The 20,378-nt window shown below is 65.9% G+C and carries 22 protein-coding genes, 1 tRNA gene and 1 pseudogene; 11 read left to right on the top strand and 13 right to left on the bottom strand.

The window, feature by feature from the left end; translation table 11 throughout:
* Positions 1-183: 183 nt before the first annotated feature.
* From ACJASC_RS16960 to ACJASC_RS16950, 3 genes are read left to right on the top strand one after another with little or no spacing between them, the layout of a single operon-like run.
* Positions 184-753, top strand: coding sequence for a hypothetical protein (locus ACJASC_RS16960; RefSeq protein WP_415147043.1), 570 nt, complete (start codon positions 184-186; stop codon positions 751-753).
* 23 nt (positions 754-776) lie between these two features.
* Positions 777-1,805 carry an ATP-binding protein gene (locus ACJASC_RS16955; RefSeq protein WP_415147042.1) on the top strand — a complete coding sequence of 343 codons (1,029 nt, stop codon included), beginning with the start codon at positions 777-779 and terminating at the stop codon, positions 1,803-1,805.
* Positions 1,806-1,807: 2 nt separating this feature from the next.
* Complete coding sequence (locus ACJASC_RS16950; RefSeq protein WP_415147041.1) at positions 1,808-3,661, top strand: TniQ family protein; 1,854 nt, start codon at positions 1,808-1,810, stop codon at positions 3,659-3,661.
* Positions 3,662-3,903: 242 nt separating this feature from the next.
* Here ACJASC_RS16950 and ACJASC_RS16945 read toward each other — a convergent pair whose 3' ends face one another.
* Complete coding sequence (locus tag ACJASC_RS16945) at positions 3,904-4,029, bottom strand: hypothetical protein (RefSeq protein ID WP_268744191.1); 126 nt, start codon at positions 4,027-4,029, stop codon at positions 3,904-3,906.
* Between the two features lie 244 nt (positions 4,030-4,273).
* Here ACJASC_RS16945 and ACJASC_RS16940 point away from each other — a divergent pair, with 244 nt between their 5' ends.
* Positions 4,274-4,978, top strand: a complete 705-nt coding sequence (locus ACJASC_RS16940) for a hypothetical protein (RefSeq protein ID WP_415147040.1) — start codon at positions 4,274-4,276, stop codon at positions 4,976-4,978.
* Here the strand turns inward: ACJASC_RS16940 and ACJASC_RS16935 are convergent.
* Positions 4,950-6,266, bottom strand: a complete 1,317-nt coding sequence (locus ACJASC_RS16935) for an ATP-binding protein (RefSeq protein WP_415147039.1) — start codon at positions 6,264-6,266, stop codon at positions 4,950-4,952. The two genes, ACJASC_RS16940 and ACJASC_RS16935, sit on opposite strands and share 29 nt — an antisense overlap.
* A gap of 36 nt (positions 6,267-6,302) precedes the next feature.
* Between ACJASC_RS16935 and ACJASC_RS16930 the strand changes: the two genes are divergently transcribed.
* From ACJASC_RS16930 to ACJASC_RS16915, 4 genes are all read left to right on the top strand, one after another.
* Positions 6,303-7,184, top strand: a complete 882-nt coding sequence (locus tag ACJASC_RS16930) for an MBL fold metallo-hydrolase (RefSeq protein ID WP_415147038.1) — start codon at positions 6,303-6,305, stop codon at positions 7,182-7,184.
* A gap of 69 nt (positions 7,185-7,253) precedes the next feature.
* Positions 7,254-7,328 (top strand) — tRNA-Asn (locus tag ACJASC_RS16925).
* Positions 7,329-7,895: 567 nt separating this feature from the next.
* The gene (locus ACJASC_RS16920; protein ID WP_415147037.1) at positions 7,896-9,311 is read left to right on the top strand and encodes a multicopper oxidase family protein; all 1,416 of its coding nucleotides are present in this window, start codon (positions 7,896-7,898) and stop codon (positions 9,309-9,311) included.
* Between the two features lie 23 nt (positions 9,312-9,334).
* Complete coding sequence (locus ACJASC_RS16915) at positions 9,335-9,766, top strand: DUF411 domain-containing protein (protein WP_021692921.1); 432 nt, start codon at positions 9,335-9,337, stop codon at positions 9,764-9,766.
* Positions 9,767-9,929: 163 nt separating this feature from the next.
* On the opposite strand, the gene ACJASC_RS16910 is transcribed toward ACJASC_RS16915, so the two are convergent.
* The gene (locus ACJASC_RS16910; RefSeq protein ID WP_045319695.1) at positions 9,930-10,208 is read right to left on the bottom strand and encodes a metal-sensitive transcriptional regulator; all 279 of its coding nucleotides are present in this window, start codon (positions 10,206-10,208) and stop codon (positions 9,930-9,932) included.
* Between the two features lie 276 nt (positions 10,209-10,484).
* Here ACJASC_RS16910 and ACJASC_RS16905 point away from each other — a divergent pair, with 276 nt between their 5' ends.
* Positions 10,485-10,661, top strand: a complete 177-nt coding sequence (locus tag ACJASC_RS16905) for a hypothetical protein (RefSeq protein WP_415147036.1) — start codon at positions 10,485-10,487, stop codon at positions 10,659-10,661.
* A 13-nt stretch (positions 10,662-10,674) separates the two neighbouring features.
* Entirely contained in the window at positions 10,675-11,571 is an 897-nt protein-coding gene (locus tag ACJASC_RS16900; protein ID WP_415147035.1) for a DUF305 domain-containing protein, read from the top strand.
* 224 nt (positions 11,572-11,795) lie between these two features.
* Here ACJASC_RS16900 and ACJASC_RS16895 read toward each other — a convergent pair whose 3' ends face one another.
* The 7 genes from ACJASC_RS16895 to ACJASC_RS16865 form a co-directional block, all read right to left on the bottom strand.
* Entirely contained in the window at positions 11,796-12,395 is a 600-nt protein-coding gene (locus ACJASC_RS16895; RefSeq protein ID WP_415147034.1) for a hypothetical protein, read from the bottom strand.
* 248 nt (positions 12,396-12,643) lie between these two features.
* On the bottom strand, positions 12,644-14,110 hold the full coding sequence (locus ACJASC_RS16890; RefSeq protein WP_021692926.1) for a multicopper oxidase family protein: 1,467 nt from the start codon (positions 14,108-14,110) through the stop codon (positions 12,644-12,646).
* 75 nt (positions 14,111-14,185) lie between these two features.
* Positions 14,186-14,515, bottom strand: a complete 330-nt coding sequence (locus ACJASC_RS16885) for a hypothetical protein (protein ID WP_131505504.1) — start codon at positions 14,513-14,515, stop codon at positions 14,186-14,188.
* 101 nt (positions 14,516-14,616) lie between these two features.
* Positions 14,617-15,075 carry a c-type cytochrome gene (locus tag ACJASC_RS16880; protein WP_021692928.1) on the bottom strand — a complete coding sequence of 153 codons (459 nt, stop codon included), beginning with the start codon at positions 15,073-15,075 and terminating at the stop codon, positions 14,617-14,619.
* Between the two features lie 66 nt (positions 15,076-15,141).
* A complete protein-coding gene (locus tag ACJASC_RS16875) occupies positions 15,142-16,065 on the bottom strand; it encodes a cytochrome c family protein (protein WP_021692929.1) in 924 nt (307 codons plus the stop codon).
* A 2-nt stretch (positions 16,066-16,067) separates the two neighbouring features.
* Positions 16,068-16,808 (bottom strand): cytochrome c, encoded by a 741-nt coding sequence (locus ACJASC_RS16870; RefSeq protein WP_415147033.1) that lies wholly within the window; start codon positions 16,806-16,808, stop codon positions 16,068-16,070.
* A 32-nt stretch (positions 16,809-16,840) separates the two neighbouring features.
* Positions 16,841-17,161 (bottom strand): hypothetical protein, encoded by a 321-nt coding sequence (locus ACJASC_RS16865; protein WP_415147032.1) that lies wholly within the window; start codon positions 17,159-17,161, stop codon positions 16,841-16,843.
* Between the two features lie 337 nt (positions 17,162-17,498).
* Here ACJASC_RS16865 and chrA point away from each other — a divergent pair, with 337 nt between their 5' ends.
* Positions 17,499-18,869 carry a chromate efflux transporter gene (chrA, locus tag ACJASC_RS16860; protein ID WP_415147031.1) on the top strand — a complete coding sequence of 457 codons (1,371 nt, stop codon included), beginning with the start codon at positions 17,499-17,501 and terminating at the stop codon, positions 18,867-18,869.
* 24 nt (positions 18,870-18,893) lie between these two features.
* On the opposite strand, the gene ACJASC_RS16855 is transcribed toward chrA, so the two are convergent.
* From ACJASC_RS16855 to ACJASC_RS16845, 3 genes and pseudogenes are all read right to left on the bottom strand, one after another.
* Complete coding sequence (locus tag ACJASC_RS16855; protein WP_415147030.1) at positions 18,894-19,244, bottom strand: cytochrome o ubiquinol oxidase subunit IV; 351 nt, start codon at positions 19,242-19,244, stop codon at positions 18,894-18,896.
* Positions 19,241-19,870 carry a cytochrome c oxidase subunit 3 gene (locus ACJASC_RS16850; protein WP_415147029.1) on the bottom strand — a complete coding sequence of 210 codons (630 nt, stop codon included), beginning with the start codon at positions 19,868-19,870 and terminating at the stop codon, positions 19,241-19,243. Before ACJASC_RS16850 ends, ACJASC_RS16855 begins: the two co-directional genes overlap by 4 nt.
* Positions 19,867-20,378, bottom strand: a pseudogene (locus ACJASC_RS16845) (cytochrome ubiquinol oxidase subunit I); the annotation flags it as partial. The gene ACJASC_RS16850 and the pseudogene ACJASC_RS16845, both read right to left, overlap by 4 nt.

Raw genomic sequence — 20,378 nt, 5'->3', positions numbered from 1 at the left:
TGCTCGAGCCCATCGGCAACATCCCTCCCGCAGAGGCGGAGGCAAATTACTACGCGGCTCTGGAAACATCGAGCATGGCCGCGTAGCTGAAACCAATCAGCCTCCGGCGAACCCGGGGCGGTTCAATACCACTCCAAAACCCTTGCCGAGTTCTTTTTCAAGCATGGCAAGACGACCCTAGAGGTGCGTTGGAACGAGGAAAACCTCGGGACGATCGAGGTGCATTTCGACGGGGCATGGCAAACGGTGCCGGCCTCTTTGGCCGCGTTCCACGGTGTGCATGCGTCCACTTGGCTGCGCGCCTGCCGCTCGCTACGAGCAACGGACCCTAAGCGCAGGGAGTGGGAAGAGGACGTCGTCGATCAGGCCCTCCGCGACATCGAGGCGATGAACGCGCAGGCAAAAGCTGCATTCCATATCCTCGATCATGCATGGACCGAAGAACGCCTGCAGAAGGTCGAATCCGACGCCCTGACCAGCTTCTCGGTCGTGCCAACCCGCGCGAAAACCACCGATCCATCCGACGGGCGTGGATGGACCGTCATTCCCGTGCCTCCGGCCTTCCACGGTGAGGAAAGGCCGCGGATCGATCTCGATCGGCACGCACTGCTTCCGCCTGCTGGATCCAACGGTGCCCCGGCTGCTGACGGTTCGTCTCAAGCAGCCACCAAAACCAGCGACACCGGTTCCGGCGCGGACGACGAGCGCAACGGAGGCACTGAAGATGATGACGAACTCGATTTTCCGGCATGACCATCGAACCAAGGAGCAGTGGCATGAAGAAATCGCCTGCTGAAATCAACGCAATCATGGGCGCGCTGCGCGACCTGCACATTGGAACGCCGAGCTACAGAAACCTGAACGAAAGTTTCGCACGTCTCTTCGAGCCGGGGCCCGATGGGATGCTCACCCATATGCCCGTCCGCTTTACCGCCGGCACCGAGACGCATGGCGTCATCCTGGTTGCCGGCCCCGGCGCTGGCAAGACAACCAACATGCTTCATGCGATCGGCAGCATCGAGGCCCTTGCCAACAACCCTGAAACCGGGGTGCCGCGATACATTTACGTTACCGTCAAGAGCCCTGCCAGCCTCCGAAGTCTCGCCGGTCAGTTCCTCGAAAAGCTGGGCGTCGATAAAGTGAGTGACCGCGCCAAGGTGCATGAGCTTTGGGGCATGGTGCGCCATCGGTTGCTCCGGCTCGACATCAGCTTGGTTGTTGTCGACGAGGCCCATGACATGTTTCGTTCGAATTCGGGCAGCGAGACCGACACCATGTTCCGTATGATGAAGTCTCTCATGCAAGGCGACCATCCGGTCGTTCTGTTGCTTGGCGGGACCGAACGCTTGCTAGACATCACCCGCCTAGACGCCCAGGTGAACCGCCGCTTCCGCAAGGTCATCGAGCCGGCCCTCGATGTCGGCGCGAATGGGGCCAGCATCCGGAAGATGATTGCGTTCTATGCCGACAGGGCCGGCCTGCAGCTTGGCATGCGCGACGATGTCGCCGTCCGTCTCATCCATGGAGCACGTTACCGCTTTGGGCGCTGTGTGGAGATCACCCTCGCTGCGATCGAGGAGGCCCTACGCGCCGGCGACGAGACACTGGCCGGGGAACATTTCGAAACCGCCTGGGCGAGGGAAGAAGGTTGTCCCGTGACAGCTAACGTCTTCGCCGTTGAGGATTTCATGACGATTGAGCTGGAGGATGATGACGAGATTGGGGACCGTTTGCAGGCAGCCCGTAAGGAGAAGGTGCGTGGAAAGGCCGCGCTGAAAACCAAGCGCGGCAAGAAAGCCGCCTGACGATGACCTTGCGTCCGATCCTTCCCGTGCTTCCGGATGAGACCATTACAAGCTACCTGCGCCGGGTCGCTGCGTTCCACGCGGGAATGGACGTGTTCCCTTTTCTCAATGCGCTGAACTTGTCGCGGGCTGCCGTCATCGACCCAGCACCCGACACTTTCGACCGGATCACCGAGATCACCGGCCAGCCCCGTGACGAGTTGCATCGGATGGTGATCAGGTCGGTCCAGCCGCGCATTCGCGCTCTCGGTAACGAACAGTTTCATACCGAGTTCGTAAATCTCAAGCAGACGAGTTTTTGCCCGGCATGCCTGCTTGAGGACGCAGCGCCGGGAAGCCCCTCCGGCGGGCTCCGCGTGGGCCGGATCTCCTGGCGGCTCCAGCCGGTGCGGACCTGTCCGCATCATGATATTGCATTGGTACGTACCCCGATCGCGGCGAAGTCCCACAGATTCCAGCACATGGACGAGGTGGCACCCAACGCTTCCGGGCTTCTGCGCCTCTTTGAAACCGCTGAGCACAGGGTGCCGTCGTCCTTGCAGCGCTATGTCGAATACCGTCTTGCAGGAGAGGCCGGGCCTGCTTGGCTTGACGCGCAGCCCGTCGATCTCGCCGTTCGGGCCTGCGAAATGCTGGGACTCCTTATGACGTGCGATGTGACGCGGAAGATGCCTTGCGTCTCCGCTTCAGACCTCGACGCCGCGGGTGCTGCCGGTTTCAATCATGCCGTCGAGGGTGAAGATGGTATCTGCGCGGCCTTACGGAGCGTCCACGAGCGTGCCAAGGCCGCTGGGTTTGGTGGCGGCCCTCCGCAAGTGTTCGGGTTCTTCTATGCTTGGCTTCAGGATGGCGAAAAGCAGAAGCCGTTCGGCCCGATCAAGGATGTCGCGCGGGCTTACGTAACCGACAACTTCGCAGTCGAAGCCGGCACAATGCTGTTCGGCGAAATGGTCACACAGGTCAAGAAGCACAACGTCTACACTTTGGCGCGTAAGCTGGGGTCCCATGCCGCGACGGTTCACCGCTCGCTTTTTTATGCAGACATGCTGCAGGGCGACCCGAAGCAGCCATCGCGAGATACCGTCTTCGATGCAGCAGCGGCCGAAGCCCTCTTTACTCGCCTCCAGACGGCACTTTCGAGCCGGGAACTACGAAAATTTCTCAATTGCGGTCGCGCCCAGGCAGAACAGCTCGTCGGCGCTGACATTCTGCCCCAGATCATCGGGCGTGGGGATCGCGGTAGGAACGCTTCTCTGCACGTCTCCAGGGATGATGCAGAGGTCTTCTTGCAGGATCTTCTACGAGAAGCGTGCCATGTCGATAAGGCCACCGACGGCATGTGCGACATTCCAATGGCTGCGCGCGCATCGGGCTGGTCGGTGGTGGATATCGCCAGGGCCCTGCTCGCCAGCCAGCTCCGCACGGTCGAATGCATTAATCCAGAGCTGCGCTTCATGAGCGTACTTGTAGACCCCAAGGAAATTCGCGCGGTACTGACACGGGGAAGCTCTGGGGATCTCGTTGGTTTCGCTGAGGCGGCCCGCTTGCTTGGGATCAAGCGCTACGGTGTACGGAAGTTCCTCGCACTGCGCGATGCTCACGGTCATCCCTATTTGCACGTGCATTCCGTTCAGAATGCCGAAGGTGGCAAGATTAACCTTGTGCCCCGCAGTGAGATCGAAAGGTTTCTCGCAAGCCACGTTGCCCTAACAGAAATCGCAGCCCAAGTCGGTTCCTCAAAAAGATATGCCAAGGCGCGTCTGGCGGCGGCTGAGATCGGCCCAGTGAACGACGCCGATGGTATCGGTCGTACCTTCTATCGTCGCCGGGATGCTGAGATTATCTTGCTCCCTTGACCCAAGCTGACCTCTCAAGCCTGAGAAGAACCGCCCTTCGAGGCGGTTTTTTCATGTCTCAGGCGACATAAACGGTGGCAGAAAATGCCCCGGAGGGGAGGCAAACACACCCGCCGAACTGCAGCCGGTGTACTGAAAATATTGAAATAATTCTTTCTTTGTGGCAAAGAAGTGCCCGCCGGAACACATGTTCGTCTCACGCCGGGCTCGGCGATGATACGAATGGCCGGCGCGCGTCGACGTCACTCGTCGTCATCATCGTCGTTCAGGCCGCCGCTGGTATTCAGAATCGGATCGCCGCCTTGGCGATAATCAGGGCGATCCTCGTCATTGAAGACGGTGCCGTCCGCGCCGGCATTGGTGGCCAAGGACCTGCCGCCTTGCATGTCGGAGCAGGCCGCAAGCAGCAGCGGCAGGGGAAGAAGGTATTTATATAGCATATCGTGTCCTCCTGTTTCGGTTATCGGTTCAACGCCCCCTGCATTGGAACGGTTCGGTTCCGACGGGCGGACGATCGCGAAACTTCGGCAGGTGCGCCCTCACGGCGTTCTGGACCGCTTTGGCTCCGGCATGGCAGGCTGCTGCGATACGAAGCGAAACGGAGCTGGACGGATGATCGAATTGCCATGGGGGCTCGGACGGCTTGACCGCCGGGTTCTGTTCGTCCTGATCCCGCTTGATCTGGCGCTCTTGGCGATCGGGGTGGTCTTTGGCGTGGCCGTGGCGCTCGATCCGGCTGTTCACTGGCCCCGGCCCCTGCAGTTCGATCACGATTGGGGCCTCGCCGAGATGCTGAACTATCTCAAATGGCTCGGTGCGGCGGCGGCGCTGTTGATCGCATGGCGCCGCGAGAGGGCGCCGCTGCCCGCGGCGATCGCGCTGGCCTTTCTGCTCGCTGTCGCCGACGATGCCGGGCGCCTGCACGAGCAGGGCAGCATCGCGCTCGCTCTCGGCACCGGACTGTACGATCGCATCGGAAGCCTCGCTTTCCAGCTTTGCGAGATCGTGGTGTGGGCTGGCCTCGGCCTCGTATGTCTCGGTCCGCTATGGGTGGGTTGGCGCCGTGCCGCGCCTGCACTGCGCCGCCGCGCCATGGGCATCGGCGTGTTTTTCGCCGGTGTCGCGGCCTGCGCCATCGGAATCGACACGCTGCACACTCTCGTCGGCTTCTACTGGCCGGATCAGGCGATGCTCAGTGGTCTGTTCATGATCGTCGAAGGCGGCGGCGAGAACCTTTTTCTGAGTCTGCTGACCGCCCATGCCGTGGGCAGCTTCGGGCGCGGCGGGGTCAGCGCGCCAGAACCAGCTCGGCCCTGAGCCCGCCCAACCGCTCGCTGTCGCCCAGATGCAGCGCACCGCCATGGCCATGCGCGATGTCGGCCACGATGGCGAGGCCAAGCCCGACCCCGGTGCCGAGATCCTGGTTGCGCGCGGGATCGAGCCGGGTGAAGGGGCGCATTGCCTCCTCGCGGCGGTCCTCCGGAATACCGGGCCCGTCATCCTCGACCAGAAGCCGCAACCCGCGCGGCGTCACCAGCAGCGACACCTCGCAGCGGCTGCCATAGCGCAACGCGTTGCCGATGAGGTTCTCCAAAGCACGGCGCAGCGCCGTAGTGCGCAACGGCATCGGACGGCTCTCGCCCTGCACGGGGCGCAGGATCACCGCCTGCCCGGTCCGCTGCGCGTCCTCGACGATGCGCGTCACCAGCTGCGCGGGATCGACCGTCTCGACCTCTTCGGAGGCGTCGCCGCGGGCAAAGTCGAGAAACGCGTCGAGCAGGCGACGCATCTCGTCCACATCGCCGACCAGAAGCGCCGCCTCCTCGTCCGGCAGCATCGTCAGCCCCAGCCGCAGCCTGGTGAGCGGCGTGCGCAGATCGTGGCTGATGCCCGAGAGCATCAGGCGGCGCGCCTGCGTCTGCCGCTCGATCCGGTTGCGCATGTCGAGAAACGCCATGCCGGCGGCGCGCACCTCGGCGGCACCCCCGGCTTTGTAGGGCACGACGCGCCCCTTGCCATAGGCTGCGGCCACCGCCGCGAGCCGCGTGACAGGGCGCAGCTGGTTGCGCAAGAACAGGTAGGCTACGAGGGTCAGGAGCGCCCCCAGAACGACGATCAACACGATCAGCTGGTGCGGGTTGCTGGCCGAAACACGGCGCCGGTCGAACCGCACCTCAAGCGGGCCATGAACCGTGTCGATCCAGACCGTCACCCGGCGGCTCGCTCCGATTCTGACCGCGAGGGTCCCGTCGAGCCCGGCGCGCAGCGTGGCGATGACCGCCTGCCCCGAGAGATCGATGACCCGGACGGCATCGCCCTCTGCCGGCGGTGCCGCGAATCGCGTCTCGAGCTCGAGCGGGCGGCCCAGTTGCCGCGCGACCGTCGCCGCCGCGGCCCGGTCTGGTGCCGCGTCCACGCTATCGGACAGATAGCGCAGGTCGATCAACACGGACCTTGTCATCTGCCGCGTGACGCCTTCGAAATGGCGCTGCACGAAGCTGATCGAGATCACCAGTTGAAGGGTGACCACGGGCAGCAGCAGGATCAGCGCGGCGCGGCCCTGCAACCCGCGCGGCATCCATCGTTTCAACCAGTCGAAGACCATGGCGCACGCTAGCCGCCCCGGTCGGAAAGGAAAAGCATGACCGACGCCACGTCCGAGCAGATCGAGCCTGGTCTGGTGCGGCTGCTGGCCCCCAACCCCTCGCCGCTCACCGGGCCGGGAACCAACAGCTATCTTCTCGGCCGGGACAGGCTTTGCGTCATCGACCCCGGCCCGGACGATCCGGCGCATCTGTCGGCGCTTCTGGTCGGGATCGACGGCCGGCCGGTCGAGGCGATTCTCGTCACCCATGCGCATCGTGATCATTCCGCTCTCGCGGGCGCGCTTTCGCAGGCCACCGGGGCCACGGTCTTCGGCTTTGGCGCTGCCACGGCGGGCCGCAGCGCCGTGATGCAGCGGCTTGCCAGCGCGGGTCTCGGCGGTGGTGAGGGTCTCGACCTTGATTTCGCCCCTGACGAGACGCTGCAGGACGGGGACCAGATCGCGCTGGAGAATTCGCCTCTGACGGCGCTGCATCTGCCCGGGCACATGGCGGGGCATCTGTGCTTTGCCTGGCGCGACACGGTGTTTTCCGGCGATCTCGTCATGGGATGGTCCAGCACGCTGATTTCGCCCCCCGACGGCGACCTCGCGGCGTTCCGCCGCTCCTGCGCCCGGCTGCGGGCCCGAGCCCCGCGGCGTCTTCATCCCGGCCACGGCGACCCGGTCGATGATCCGATCGCCCGCATCAACTGGCTCATCGCGCATCGTGCCGAACGCGAGGCCCAGATCCTTCACACGCTGCGTGCCGGGCCCTGCGACGCATCGGATTTGACAGCTCGACTCTACGCCGACGTTCCCCCCGCCCTGCATCTCGCTGCCCGACGCAACGTATTGGCGCACCTCGTCGATCTCATGGAGCGGCACCTCGTCGTCCCGTCTGGAGGCGACCTTGCCGACGCGCGTTTCAGCCTGACGTGAGGAGAGCGGATTTTTTCTGGCGCGACCTCTGGACAGTCTCGATCAGATAACTGTATATCGCCCCCATGTTCCGGCGTAGCTCAGCGGTAGAGCAGTTGACTGTTAATCAATTGGTCGTAGGTTCGATCCCTACCGCCGGAGCCAACCACTAAAAACGGAAAAGCGCTCCTTCGGGGGTGCTTTTCGCGTTTTGGATATAGGCTCAGACTTTTCACCGTTCTTGAACCGGAAGGTCGTTCAGGAGCGTCACCCGTGACACTATGAACAACGGACCCTTGGCTCTTGAAGAAGCCGGCCGGAAGAGACCATATAAAACGCATGGCCCGTGTCCTTGCCCTCTGCCTGCTGTTGTTCGGTTTGGCGACGCAGCTTTCGTCCGCCGCGGCCGGGCCGGTGTCTGGCGTGCACGATGTCGCCTCGACACAGAGGATGTCCGACTGCTCGGACTGTCCGGAGGAGACAAGCATGGGAGGCGCCCATTGTAAGACGACCGCTCCTTGTGGGTCGATGCTCGCTGCTTCGGGCGCGCAGGCGACTGCGCGCGTGTTCGATCCTCAAGGCCGTGATCTGACCGTGGGTTTCGATCGCGGCCCATCGGCAAGCACCCGACCGACCCCGTTGTTGGAGCCACCCCGCCACTTGGTCTGATGTCGTTCGCCCCAAGGGGCAAAGCCGCGCCTGCGCGGCGCGATCCGATCAAGGATATCCAAAATGACAAACTTGACCAGCCTCTCCCGGAGGGGCTTTCTTTCGGGCGCCGCGGCGCTCGGCGGCGCGGTGCTGCTGCCCACCCCGTCCGAGGCGGGCGCGATGATCGACCTGACCATCGGCCCCTCTCGGGCCCAACTGCTTCCGCCGCCCCGCCCGGCCACGCCTGTCTGGGCCTATGACAGCGCCCTTCCGGGCCCCGAGCTTCGCTTTCGTCAAGGAGAGCGGTTGCAGCTACGCGCGCGAAATCGTCTCGACAGGCCGACGAGCATTCACTGGCATGGGTTGCGGGTGCCGAACGCCATGGACGGCGTGGCGCATCTCACCCAGCCGCCGATCGGGCCGGGCGAGGATTTCCTCTACGAGTTCGACCTGCTTGATGCCGGAACCTACTGGTATCACCCGCATATGGGCGGTGCCGAACAGCTGGGCCGAGGCCTCGCTGGCGCGTTGATCGTCGAGGAGGAAACCCCGATCCGGGTCGATCGCGATCTCGTCTGGATGCTGCAGGACTGGCGGCTCGAGCGTGGCGGAGAGGTCGCGCCCGGCTTTGACAGCGCCCATGACGCGATGCATGGCGGGCGGATCGGCAGCCATGTCACGCTGAACGGCCGGCCCGCGCCGCGCATCGAGGTCGTGCCGAACGAGCGGTTGCGCATCAGGATCGTCAACGCCGCGACGGCGCGTGTCCTCGCGCTCGATTTCGGCTCGCTCGCCCCTGTCGTCGTCGCGCTCGACGGCCAACCGGTTGCGCCGCATGCACCAGAGGGCGGCGTGGTGCTGGTCGGGCCGGGGATGCGGGCCGATATCGTGCTCGACGCCACTGGCGAGCCGGGCGCGGCGGTGACGGTGCGCGATCTGTTCCGCTCTGGCGATGCTTATGACGTCGCCACATTGGTGCATGGCGATACGCCGCTGCGCGCACGTGCGCCTGACTGGGACATGGCGCTCGCGCCCAATCCGCTGTCCGAGCCTGATTTGGCGGGTGCAGTGCGGCACGACATCGTTTTCAACGGTGGCATGATGGGGCAGATGATGATGGGTGACGAAGCACCGGCCATGATCGAGCAGATGCGCCAAGGTCGGATGTGGTTCGTCAACGGGCGCGCCTCGGACGGTCATGACGGCCCGCCGCTGATCGCGGCCGAGCATGGCAGCTCGCATGTTCTCCGGCTTGAGAACCGCACCGGCTGGTGGCACCCGATCCACCTGCATGGCCACGTCTTTCGCGTGATGTCGCGCGATGGCCGACCGACTGCGCATCGCGAATGGCGCGACACCGTTCTCATGGCCCCCGAGGAGCGCGTCGAGATCGCGTTCCAGGCCGACAACCCGGGCGATTGGATGTTGCATTGCCATGTCCTCGCCCACCGATCCGCCGGGATGGCGGCACTGATCCGCGTCGCCGACGCGGTCTGACCTGAAACACAAGGAAACGACAGATGAAAAGCCTCAGGACCCTCGCCACCGCCACGCTGTTCAGCCTCACCGCCCTGCCGGTACTGGCGGGCACCATGACCCTCTACAAGGACCCGAACTGCGGCTGCTGCGCGGCCCATGCCGAATACCTTCGTGAGAACGGCTACGAGGTCGAGATCGTCGAGACCTACGACCTCGCCACGGTCAACGCCGAGGCCGGGATTCCGCTTGGCCAGCAGGGCTGCCACACCGCGCTGATCGACGGCTACGCGGTCAGCGGGCACGTGCCCGCCGACATCCTGTCGCGCTTTCTTACCGAAAAGCCCGAGGCGATCGGCCTGAGCTTGCCCGGCATGCCGATGGGCGCACCCGGTATGGGCGACGACCCGGAGGCCGAACTCGACGTGGTGATGATCGACGCCGAGGGCATGCCCCGCCCCTACCCGGCCGAGTAAGGCTTGCGGGCCGGCGCGGAACCGCGTCGGCCCTGCAACCGTGGATCGTCATGACCGTAATCAGAGCTGCCGCAGACGAAAGATCTCTGCGCGCCGACGGAACGTGAGGCTTCGATGTGCGGCTGCGACCTGCGCGTCGATGAGGATGAGGCGACCCCCTCGGTCAGTCCCGTGCTTTTTCGAGGAGCGCGACCATCTCTTGGAACTTGGTGCGCTGCTGGTCGGGATCGCCCGACTGGATCGCCGCTTCCATGCAATGGTTGGCATGATCCTCGATCAGGAGCCGCTCCACAGACCTGAGCGCCGAGCGTACCGCCGCTGTCTGCATCAGCACGTCGACGCAGTAGCGGTCCTCTTCAACCATCCGGGAGATGCCCCTGACTTGGCCCTCAAGGCGCGCGAGACGCTTCTGTATCGCCACCTTGTTCTGCTTTTCCTGCATGTCGTTCGCCTCCGAACTTGGAACCATTCGACCGGACGATGGTTCCCGCCATACCCCAAGAGGGTATCGTCGAAGATCGGGCGCCTGATTGGTGCCTTTGCAGCAAGGAAACTTGCCATGAGCCCTGGTCGCCATGCGCGCATGCCTCGTCACGGGAGACTCGGCGGTCGGTCAGCGACCGATCCGCAGGATGATAGGAACAAGGCCCCTGCTGATTCTCCTATCGAAACGGCAGCGGCCCCTGACACGCTCGGTCCCAAAATCTATTGTCTGGCCATGAACGGCGCGACGATGTCGGGCACGCCGATTTTCGACCTCGATCATGACGTGGCGGCGATGGGCAGAATCGCCGCTACCCTCAACGACCTCCCCGGCCCGCAGCCGGAGACCTGCCAGTGCCTTGCCGCTACCGCCGGCGGACATGGCGGCATCACTTTTCCCCATACCGAGTAACAAGGAGACCCCCATGTCCTACTGGCGCTTTGCCGCGATGATCGCGACCTCGACGATCGTGATGTTCGGGCTGATGTACATCAACACCTACGCCTTCGAGCACCTCTTCTTCAGCGAGACACGCACCTACATGGCCCTCCTGATGGGGGCCGTGATGGCGGTGATCATGCTCAGCTTCATGCTGTCGATGTATGCCAGCCGCGCGATCAACATCGCGATCTACGCCGGTGCGGTCGTGGTCTTCGGCCTGACGCTGTGGCTCGTGCGCGGTCAGGCCACGGTGGGCGACACCAGCTACATGCGCGCGATGATCCCGCACCACTCGATCGCTATCATGACCTCGGAGCGGGCCAACATCTCGGACCCGCGGGTGCGCAAGCTTGCCGACGAGATCATCGCGGCGCAGCGCAAGGAGATCGGCGAAATGCGCTACCTGATCGCCGACATCGAGGAGAACGGCGACGCCGCGGCGCCGGAGCTGGGCGAGCCGGAGGCCCCGGCCTCCGAAGGCACCGTCGATGAGGCGCTGGGGTCGGCCGAGCTGGCCGGGCTCGATCCCGAGGGCCTCAAGCCCGAAGAGGTCGAGACCGTGCTGGAGGCGGGGGCTGCCTGCGAGTTTCGCCGCACGAACGAAGGCGAGCCGATCCTCGCCATGGCGGACGAGAGCGGCGCGATCAAGCTGTCGGGCACTTTGATCTCGCTCGCCGCCGACACGGCGGTCGCGGTAGACAGCCTGAACGATGGCGCGCGTTTCACCGCGGAAGGCACGGAGATCACCGTGACGCCGGATCCCGAGGCCGACTGGACCGAAGAGAACCCCGGCCTGCGCCGCGCGGACGCGGAGATGGTGTTCCACCTCGATCGCGGTCTCACCGTCGGATATCGCGGCTTTCTCGACTGCGCTGTTTGATCCGTATGATCGCCGCCACCGGCTCGCAGGGGATCGGTGGCGGCGTACCTGGTCGGGTTTGGCCATGCCGATATCAGAGTGAAGAAGGCCATCACACCGGTCGCCCCTCCATGGGGGCGGCCGGTTTCGTTTCTGACGGCCAGCGGCTCGAACCGGGCTTGGCGATGTTTGCGCCGTGTTCGAGCGGATGCTCTCGACGGATCGGCCGTTGGTCCATGCTGGACTCAGTGTCCGGACATCGTCCCCTGATCCGCGGGTGTCGCAACCGCGTCACCGAGCTCGCCATGACCGCCCGCATGATCATCCACATGCGCCGCCGGGGACGCCCCGCCATGATGGCCGGGGCTCGTCGGCAAACTCTCCGCATATGCGCGCAGACCCAGATGGAAGACCGAGGCGAAGACGAGGCCGCCGAGGATCATCAGCATCCAGTTCCGGCGATGCAGCACGTAGCCCTGCCGGATCGCGAAGGCGAGCGAGGAGACGAAGACGCCGATCGGCGCGCTCCAGCTCGCGAAAATCGGCGTGTCGTAGAAATGCTGCGCCGCGCCTGACACCATGCCGATGCCGACCGCCAGCAAAAGCGAGACCGACACGTATTTCAGGACGCTGTCGCCGAGGATGCCCGTCTTGAACAGCACCTCGTTGAGATAGGAGCCAAAGGCGAAGAGCGCGGCACCGATGGTCATGAGAAGCAGGGCATAGGACCGCATGTCCGGCTGCGCCGCATGCACGAGCGAGCCCGAGATCAGGCCCATACCGAGGAACATGGTGAGATAGGAGAAGTAGGGTTTGAAAACCTCCCACGGGGCGGTGAAGGTCACTTCGTTGGGTTGAGCATTCGTCGACATCTGGTCGAGACTTTCGTTATGTTGCTGGGGTTCGTCTAGAGTCCGGCCTCGATGTCGAGGCCGGTGCCGGTGCCGGTGCCGCCGGATCGCGTCATGCCCACAGGCGGGCGCAAACGCGCATTTCAAGGATTTCAAGGAATGTGGATGCGCCCGGTGGCCATCTGCCTTGCCATGGCGCATCGAGGGTCACGGCTGCCCCGTGGCGGGCAGCCGCTGTCGGCTCAGCCCGCCTGAACGGCGAATTCGGTCATCATGCCGCTCGCGAGGTGTGGCATCTGGTGGCAATGCAGCATCCAGCGCGCCGCCTCGCCCGCGTCGAGCGCCACGGTGACGGCCGCCATCGGCGGCACATAGACCGTATCGCGCAGCGCGCCCGAGAAGCGCACCCCGTTGATCTCGACGACCTGGAACACGTGCCCGTGCAGGTGCATCGGGTGCCCCATCGACGACATGTTGTGGAACATCAACTCCACCCGCTCGCCGCTGATCGCGGGGACCGGCTGACGCTCTTCCCAGACCTTGCCGTCGATGGTCCAGACATAGGGCTCCATCTGACCGCCGAGCATCACCATCTGTTTGCGGTCCACCGCACGCTCGGCCAACGGCGACACGGCACGCAAGATCCCCTCCTGTTCGAGCTTGAGATCGAAGGCGGGGGCGGCCTGCCCGGCGGTGCCGATGATCTTCTCGACCTGCGCGCCCTTGCTCGCCAGCACGATCCCGGTGCGCTCGACGGCGCCCTCGCGCAGCGCGAGGATCGGGAAGGCGCCACCGCCCGGCAGGTCGATCTCGATGTCGAGCCGTTGCGCCATCGCGGCGGCGAAGCGGCGGCCCGGCAGCGGTTGTACCGGATGACCATCGACGGCGACCAGCCGCGCCGGGGCGGTGCCGCTGTCGATCCAGAAGGTTGTGGCGGCCGCGGCGTTGATCACCCGCAGCAGCACCCGCCCACCCGGCTCCACGCTCACCACCTCGGGGTCCGACAGGGTGCGGTCATTTGCGAGATAGGCGTCGAAGTCGTAATCGTTGAGATCGGCGGTCATCGGCTCGGAGCCGGTCATGGACCCATGGTCCATGCCAGCCATCGCGCCATCCATGCGCATCCCGCCCATCGCCGACATGGCACCGTGATCCATGCCCTGCATCGCCATGCCGGAGGTGATCTCCTCCATCACCTCCTCGGGCGCCTTGAAGGAGAAATCGTGCAGGAACATCACCACCTCTTGGCGGTCGGCAGCGAGGTCTTCGGGCCGCCGCACGATCAGCGGTGCGGCGAGCATGCCGAGCTCCTGCGTCGGGATGTGGCTGTGCATCCAGTGGGTGCCCGGCATCGGCGCGAAGTCGTAGTCGCGGCTCTCGCCCGGCGCCAGCGGCGGCATCGGCAGGTTCGGCACGCCGTCCTGCGCGTTGGGCGGGATCTGCCCGTGCCAGTGAATGAGCGTCTCGACGTCGAGCTGGTTCTCGAGCCGGACGGCGAAGCGCTGGCCGGGATCGAGGGTCAGGCCGGGACGGCCATCGGGGCCGAGCACGCCCATGACGGACGCCGCGCGCCCCTCGATGTCGAGCGTCCGGCGGGTGGCGCGCAGCGCGAGCGCCGCGGTTTGGCCTCGGGCGAAGCCGGGCATGGAAAGGGTGGTGGCCATGGCCGCGCTGGCGGCGAGAAAGCCGCGGCGGGAAATCTGGGTCATCTGTCTGTCATCCTTGCGGCGTGTTGCGCCGCGCGTGAAGGGCCCCGGCGGACCGGGAGAGAACACGGAAGAAAGTCAGACGATCTCGGGCGGATGCCATGGCGGCGCGGGCGTGCGCCCCTCGACCGAAAGCCGCAACTGGCTCCAAGGCCCTTCCGCCCCGCGCGCGAGGACGCGGTAGCCTTCGGGACCGGCGCCGACAGGGCGCTGTGCAAGGCACATCAGAGCACAGGCCGCGTCATGCGCGATGTCGTGATGCCCCTTGGGGACATGATGCTCGGCCTGGTGGATAGAAGCCCCCGGCGTCTCGGCCGCGCCACCGCCAAAGCCCGACGACGCCAGCAGCAAGAGCACCACCCCCAAAAGGGCGGGCAAGGCGGCGGGGAGGCGGATTCGATGGCTCATGACACGGCGACACATGGCAGGTCCCGCGCGCAGCGCAAGGGGCCGCGCAGGGGGGCGAGATCACATCGGCGCCATGCCGCGCGCCCCTTTGCCACGCCGCCTCAGTCGATGCCGTTTTCGCGTTGGAGCGCGCGTACATAGGCCACGACATTGGTGACATCCGCGTCCGTCAGCCCGTCGATCGGGGGCATGTCGCCAAAGCCCCAGTGATGCGATCTCACGCCGTTGCGCACGGCGGCGAGAAAGGCGTAGTCGCCATGGTGGCTTGGCTCATAGGTCTTGTGCACCAATGGCGGCGCGATGCCGTTCTGCCCCGCGGCGTTCGCGCCGTGGCAGTCGGCGCAGACGGCCTCGAAAGCCCGCTTGCCCATCTGCGCCTGCTCATCAAGCGCGGCGGGCAGCGCGACCTGCGCGATCGGCGCGCCCTGTGCGATTTCGGAGGTATCGGGCGGGGTCATGGAGTGTCCGGCCATGCCGCCGTCATCGGGTGTCGAGGCGATCCACAGCAGCCCGCCGGCAAGGATGACGCCCGTGGCGCCGAATATCATCGTCTTGTTCATCAGTCTTCTTTCGAATGGGTTCGATCCGCCGCGCAGCTTGGCGCGCCGGTGATTTGGTCCGAAGGATCAGCGCAGCTGCGCAAGCGCGTCGGAGGCTTTCGGGGCGAGCGTGGCGTCGAGCAGATAGGTGGCAATGGCCCGTCTGTCGGCCTCGTCGAGAAAGCTGGTCCCCTGCTCCACCACTTCGGCCATGGAGCCGCCGAACACGTCGCCCGAAGGGGTGATCCCGGTCTCGAGCGCATAGGCCAGAGCGCTTGCGGTCCAGCCCTCCTCCCTGAGGTCGTCGGCACGGATCGACGGTGCTGCGGAGCCGCCGGGCAGGTCGTCATTGCCACCGAAGGGCCGCGCATCGAGCCCGCCCAGAAGGCCGCGCCCGGTATGGCAGGCCCCGCAATGCGCGGCCCCATCGACCAGTTCGCGGCCCCTGTTCCACTCCTCGGATCGGCCCAGCACCGGCGCGGTTTCGGCTTCGCGGAGCGCTGTCGCGCGCCAGGGCTTCAGCCCTGCGCGGATGCTGAACGGGAATGCGACATCGCTCTCGGCCCGCGTCTCGGCCACCGGCGGCACGCTGGCCAGCGCCGCCCAGAGATCCGCGATGTCCTGATCCGAAAAGCCCGCGTAGAACTCGAAGGGAAAGGCCGGGTAATAGGGCGCGCCTTCAGGCGATATTCCCTCGCGCAGCGCGCGCGCCAGATCGTCCTTGCTCCAGCCGCCGATGCCATGCGCGAAATCGGGCGTGATGTTGGGCGGCGCAAAGCTGCCGAAGGGCGTGTCGAGAGGCGCGCCGCCCGCGAGCGCCGGGCCATCCGCCGCCGTGTCGGTGTGGCACGCGACGCAGCCCGAGGCCCGCGCCAGATAGGCGCCGCGCCGTGCGTCGCCCTCGAGAGTGATGCGAGAGGGCGTGTCCCCGATGGGCCACACGCGCAGCCCGGCATAAGCCCCGCCCGCCATCACGCCCAGCAGGATGACACCCCTGAGAAGTCCCTTCATGCTCAACTCCCCGACCGGTAGCGGCCGTGGCAGGCCGAACAGGTCTCGCCGATCATGCGAAACACATCGCTCGCCGCCATGGAGGCATAATCCGGCGCGTTGCTCTCCATGGAGACCGGATCACGTCCCACCCCGATCTGTGGGCCGCCGGGCTGGGTCGCGGCCTTCCGCGACTCGAGCCCCATGAGCTGTGCCACCGAATAGGACGCGCCGGGGCCGGATGGCGGCTCCGCCGCCCCGCCCATGTCCATGCCCGCATGTTTGCTCATGTCCATGCCGGCCTGACCGCTCATGTCCATGCCGGCTTGTCCGCCCGTATCGGCACTTGTGCCCATATCCATGCCCGCATGCGCATCATTCGTCGGCGCGGTGGGGTTGGGCGCTGCGGTCACCAGCCCCTCGGCATGGCGGCGCAGCTCTTCGGCCAGCGCCGAGAAGTCGTCAGGCGCGGCCCAGACCGCTTCCTTGGCAAAAGACACGCCGCCACCGCTTCCCTCCGGGAAAAGCGCCGTCATCGCCTCGCCCGCATGTTGCGCGATCGCGCGCCCGGCGGCCGCGACCGCCGATTGGTCGTGCGGTGCCTCGCCGCGCATCATCGGTGTCAGGTCGCGCATGGCATCGCGCATCGCGACCATGCCTTCCATCCGTTCGCGCACCACGCCGGTGGCGCCGTTATGCGCGCCCGCCACGGCCGCGGCCATGATCGCCGTCAGGGCGATGGCCGTCATTCTGTATGGGTTCATCTCTCACTCGCTTGTCCGGTTTGAAGAAGGGCTCAAACCGGCGATCGAGGGGGCGGCGTCGCGATCCGAAGGATATGGCCCGATCCACGATCGTGCCGGGGCGTGGGACTGAGCCGCCGCGCGCGCACTTCACGCACCGGCAGGACGATGCCGTCGCCCGTAGTCAGGGCATTGCATCTGAGCGCCGCGTGACAGTTGGTTTTCGCGTGGGAGGATTGATCGCGGTGCTGCTCTTCGGTGCTGATCCCGACAGGGCTTGCATGCGCGTGCTTTGCCTCGAAGGCCATGGTGCCGATGAGCAGCGACACCGCGACCATGATCCGCAAGACACAAAGGGGCATCCAGGTCTTCATCAGGCGTCCGGCTCTCTCGCGCAACGTCGGGTGTTTCCACCCCTACTTCATCGCACGCCGTTTCGAAAGCATCGGCCGCGCGCGACCGTTAAGAGGTGGCGATTTGCCGCTTCGGATGCTGGGCGGCGGAGCCGGGACCGTGAGGCGCCGCTCAAGGCACGGATATCGCCCGGAGCCGCCTTTCAGGTGCGACCGGCAAAGAACCGCCCTTCTGTGACGGGGGCCGTGATCGGGGCTGGCGGCGCGCAGCAGCGGCGCGATCTTGACATCCCCGTGATGCGCTGCGCATCGCCAAGTACAAGACGCACGACTGGCCCATGAACAGACCGAGCCCGGAATGACACATGACCGCCCCTACCCGACCCTGTCCGAGGCCACCCTCATCTGGGCCCGCATCGGGCTTTTCAGCTTTGGGGGGCCAGCCGGTCAGATCGCGCTGATGCACCGCATCCTCGTCGAGGAGGAAAGATGGCTGGGCGAGCGGCGCTTTTTGCACGCGCTCAACTACTGCATGCTCCTGCCCGGCCCCGAGGCGATGCAGCTCGCCGTCTATATCGGCTGGCTGACGCACCGCACCCGGGGTGGCATCGTGGCAGGCGTGCTGTTCGTTTTGCCCGGCATCGTCGCGATCATGGTGCTGAGCTGGGTCTACGCCCTTTACGGCGATGTCGGACCGGTCGAAGCGCTGTTCTTCGGGCTCAAGGCGGCCGTTCTGGCCATCGTCGTGCAGGCGGTGATCCGCATCGGCACGCGGGCTTTGAGGAACGCGGCGATGCTGGCCATCGCCGCCGCCTCCTTCGTGGCGATCTTCGTCTTCGGCGTGCCCTTTCCGCTGATCATCCTGACGGCCGGGGCGATCGGCTATCTCGGCGTCCGCGCGGGTCTGGCGGCGTTCCGCGGCGGCGGCGGGCATGGCGGACTGGGCCGTCCCGAGGTCGATGACACCGAGACCCTCCTGGGCGAGGAGACGCCCGAGCACACGCGCGTCAACCGCGGCTGGGCGCTTCGGATATCGTCGGTGCTCCTCGTGCTGTGGCTGGCCCCGGTCGCGCTCCTCTTCGCGCTGGCGGGACCGGCCCATGTCTATTCGCAGATCGCCGGGTTTTTCAGCGTCATGGCGGTGGTGACCTTCGGCGGGGCCTATGCGGTGCTGGCCTATGTCGCGCAGGAGGCGGTGCAGAACTTCGGCTGGCTCGCGCCGGGCGAGATGCTCGACGGGCTGGGCATGGCCGAAACGACGCCCGGGCCGTTGATCATGGTGACGCAGTTCGTCGGCTTCATGGGGGCGTTTCGCGAGGCGGGCGGCCTGCCGCCGCTGCTGGCGGGCACGCTGGGCGGGCTGCTCACCACATGGGTGACCTTCGCGCCCTGCTTCCTGTGGATCTTTCTCGGCGCGCCCTTCATCGAGCGGCTGCGCGGCAACGCGACCCTGACGGCGGCGATGACGGCGATCACCGCCGCGGTGGTGGGCGTGATCCTGAACCTCGCGATCTGGTTCGGTCTGCATGTCGTCTTCGACGAGGTCCGGACGATCACCGGCGGGGGGATCGACATGGAGGTGCCCGTGCTCGGCTCGCTCGATGTCGCAGCGCTGGTGCTCGTGACACTGGCGGCGATCGCGGTGTTCCGGTTTCGCCTCGGCCCGATGACCGTGCTGGCCGTCAGTGCGGGGCTCGGGATCGCGATGGGCCTCGGGGGCCTGGCCTGATTTCGGCGCACGATTCCTAGGTCTTTAGGGCCCGCCCATCCGGCCATCAAGGTTGTGCAGGATCCAGATCGTGCCGCCGCCCATCATGCCAAGGATCAGCGCGGTGAAGAGGATGAGCTGCAGATCCTCCCTCGCCTGCCCCTTGAGCCGGATATGCAGAAAGAAGCGGAACTGCACCGCCACTTGCGCCAGCGCCGCCGCACCGATCGCCCACCACAGCGTCCCGCGCGGCAGCCAGTCCCACGCCACCGCTCCGAAAACCGGCAGCGTCAACAGCAGCGACAGCCCGTAGCCCCACAGATAAGAGCGCAGCTCCTGCCGAGGCGTGCCGTCCGGCGTGCCGGTCTCGTCCTCGGTTTCGACGGGTGCGGTCATGCGAGGCCTCCGAGAAAGACGACCGAGACGATGGCGATCCAGACCACGTCGAGGAAATGCCACAGCACGCCCAAGCGCAGCAGTGCCGTCTTGACCGGCGTGTCGAGGCCGAAGCGCCAGATCTGCGCCGCGATTGCCATGAGCCAGAGCGCGGCGGCAGTGGCATGCAGCGCATGCAGCGGCACCAGCGCCCAGAAGGCCGAGAGGAAACCGCTGCGCTGCGGCGCGCCGCCCTTGGCCAGCAGCGCGTGCAGATCCTTGGCCTCCATCGCGACGAAGGCAAGGCCAAGCATCAGCGTCAGCCCGAGCCAAGCCAGCACCGGGCGCAGGCGGCGTCCCGGGTCGTGCTTCAGCGACAGGATCGCCATGCCGTAGGTCAGGCTCGAGGTCAGCAACACGAGGGTCTCGATGAAGACGGGCTTCAGCTCGAATAGGTCCTTCGGCCCCGGCCCACTCGCAAGGTTGTCGAGCATCGTCACATAGGTGGCGAGCAGCAGGCCGAAGGTCACGAGATCGCTCATCATGAAGACCCAGAAACCGAAAACCAGCGCTTCGGCCTCGCCATGCGCCTCGGCATGGCCGCTGCCGAGGTTGAGGCCGGGGTGCCGACCGGTTTCGGTGTTCATGGCTGCTTCTCCTGCGAGGCCGGGATCGCATGTCCGAGATTTGCGGGCGTGTTCTCCTCGTGCCGGGGGATGCGCGGCGTGGTGCGCACCAGGGCGAGCCAGTTTTCATGCGCCTCGCGGACCTCCGCTGCCGGAATGATCCGCACCGTGTCGCGCGCAAAGCCGCGCGCGAGCATCGCCCCGAGGCCCAGAAGCGCCCCCGAGATCGCTAGCCACCACATGTACCAGACGAGGCCGAAGGCGCAGGCGAACCCCGCGACTCCGACGATCGGGCCGAAGGCGCTGTGCCTTGGCATCTCGACGTCCTCGTAATCCTCTGGCGACCGGTAGGCGCGCCCTTGCTCCTTGGCCTCGGTAAAGGGGTCGCGGGTCTTCACCTTCGGCAGCACGGCAAAGTTCCACTCCGGCGCGGGCGCCGGGATCGACCATTCGAGGCTGCGCCCGTCCCACGGATCGCCCACGGGCACTCGCCGGTCGTCGCGCTCGCGGATCGAGACGACGAGCTGTG

It is taken from the genome of Limimaricola cinnabarinus (assembly GCF_047631075.1).
GTDB classification, from domain to species: Bacteria; Pseudomonadota; Alphaproteobacteria; order Rhodobacterales; family Rhodobacteraceae; genus Limimaricola; species Limimaricola cinnabarinus.
Note: the sequence above shows the minus strand (reverse complement) of the source record. Positions and strands in the feature narration are given on the sequence as shown.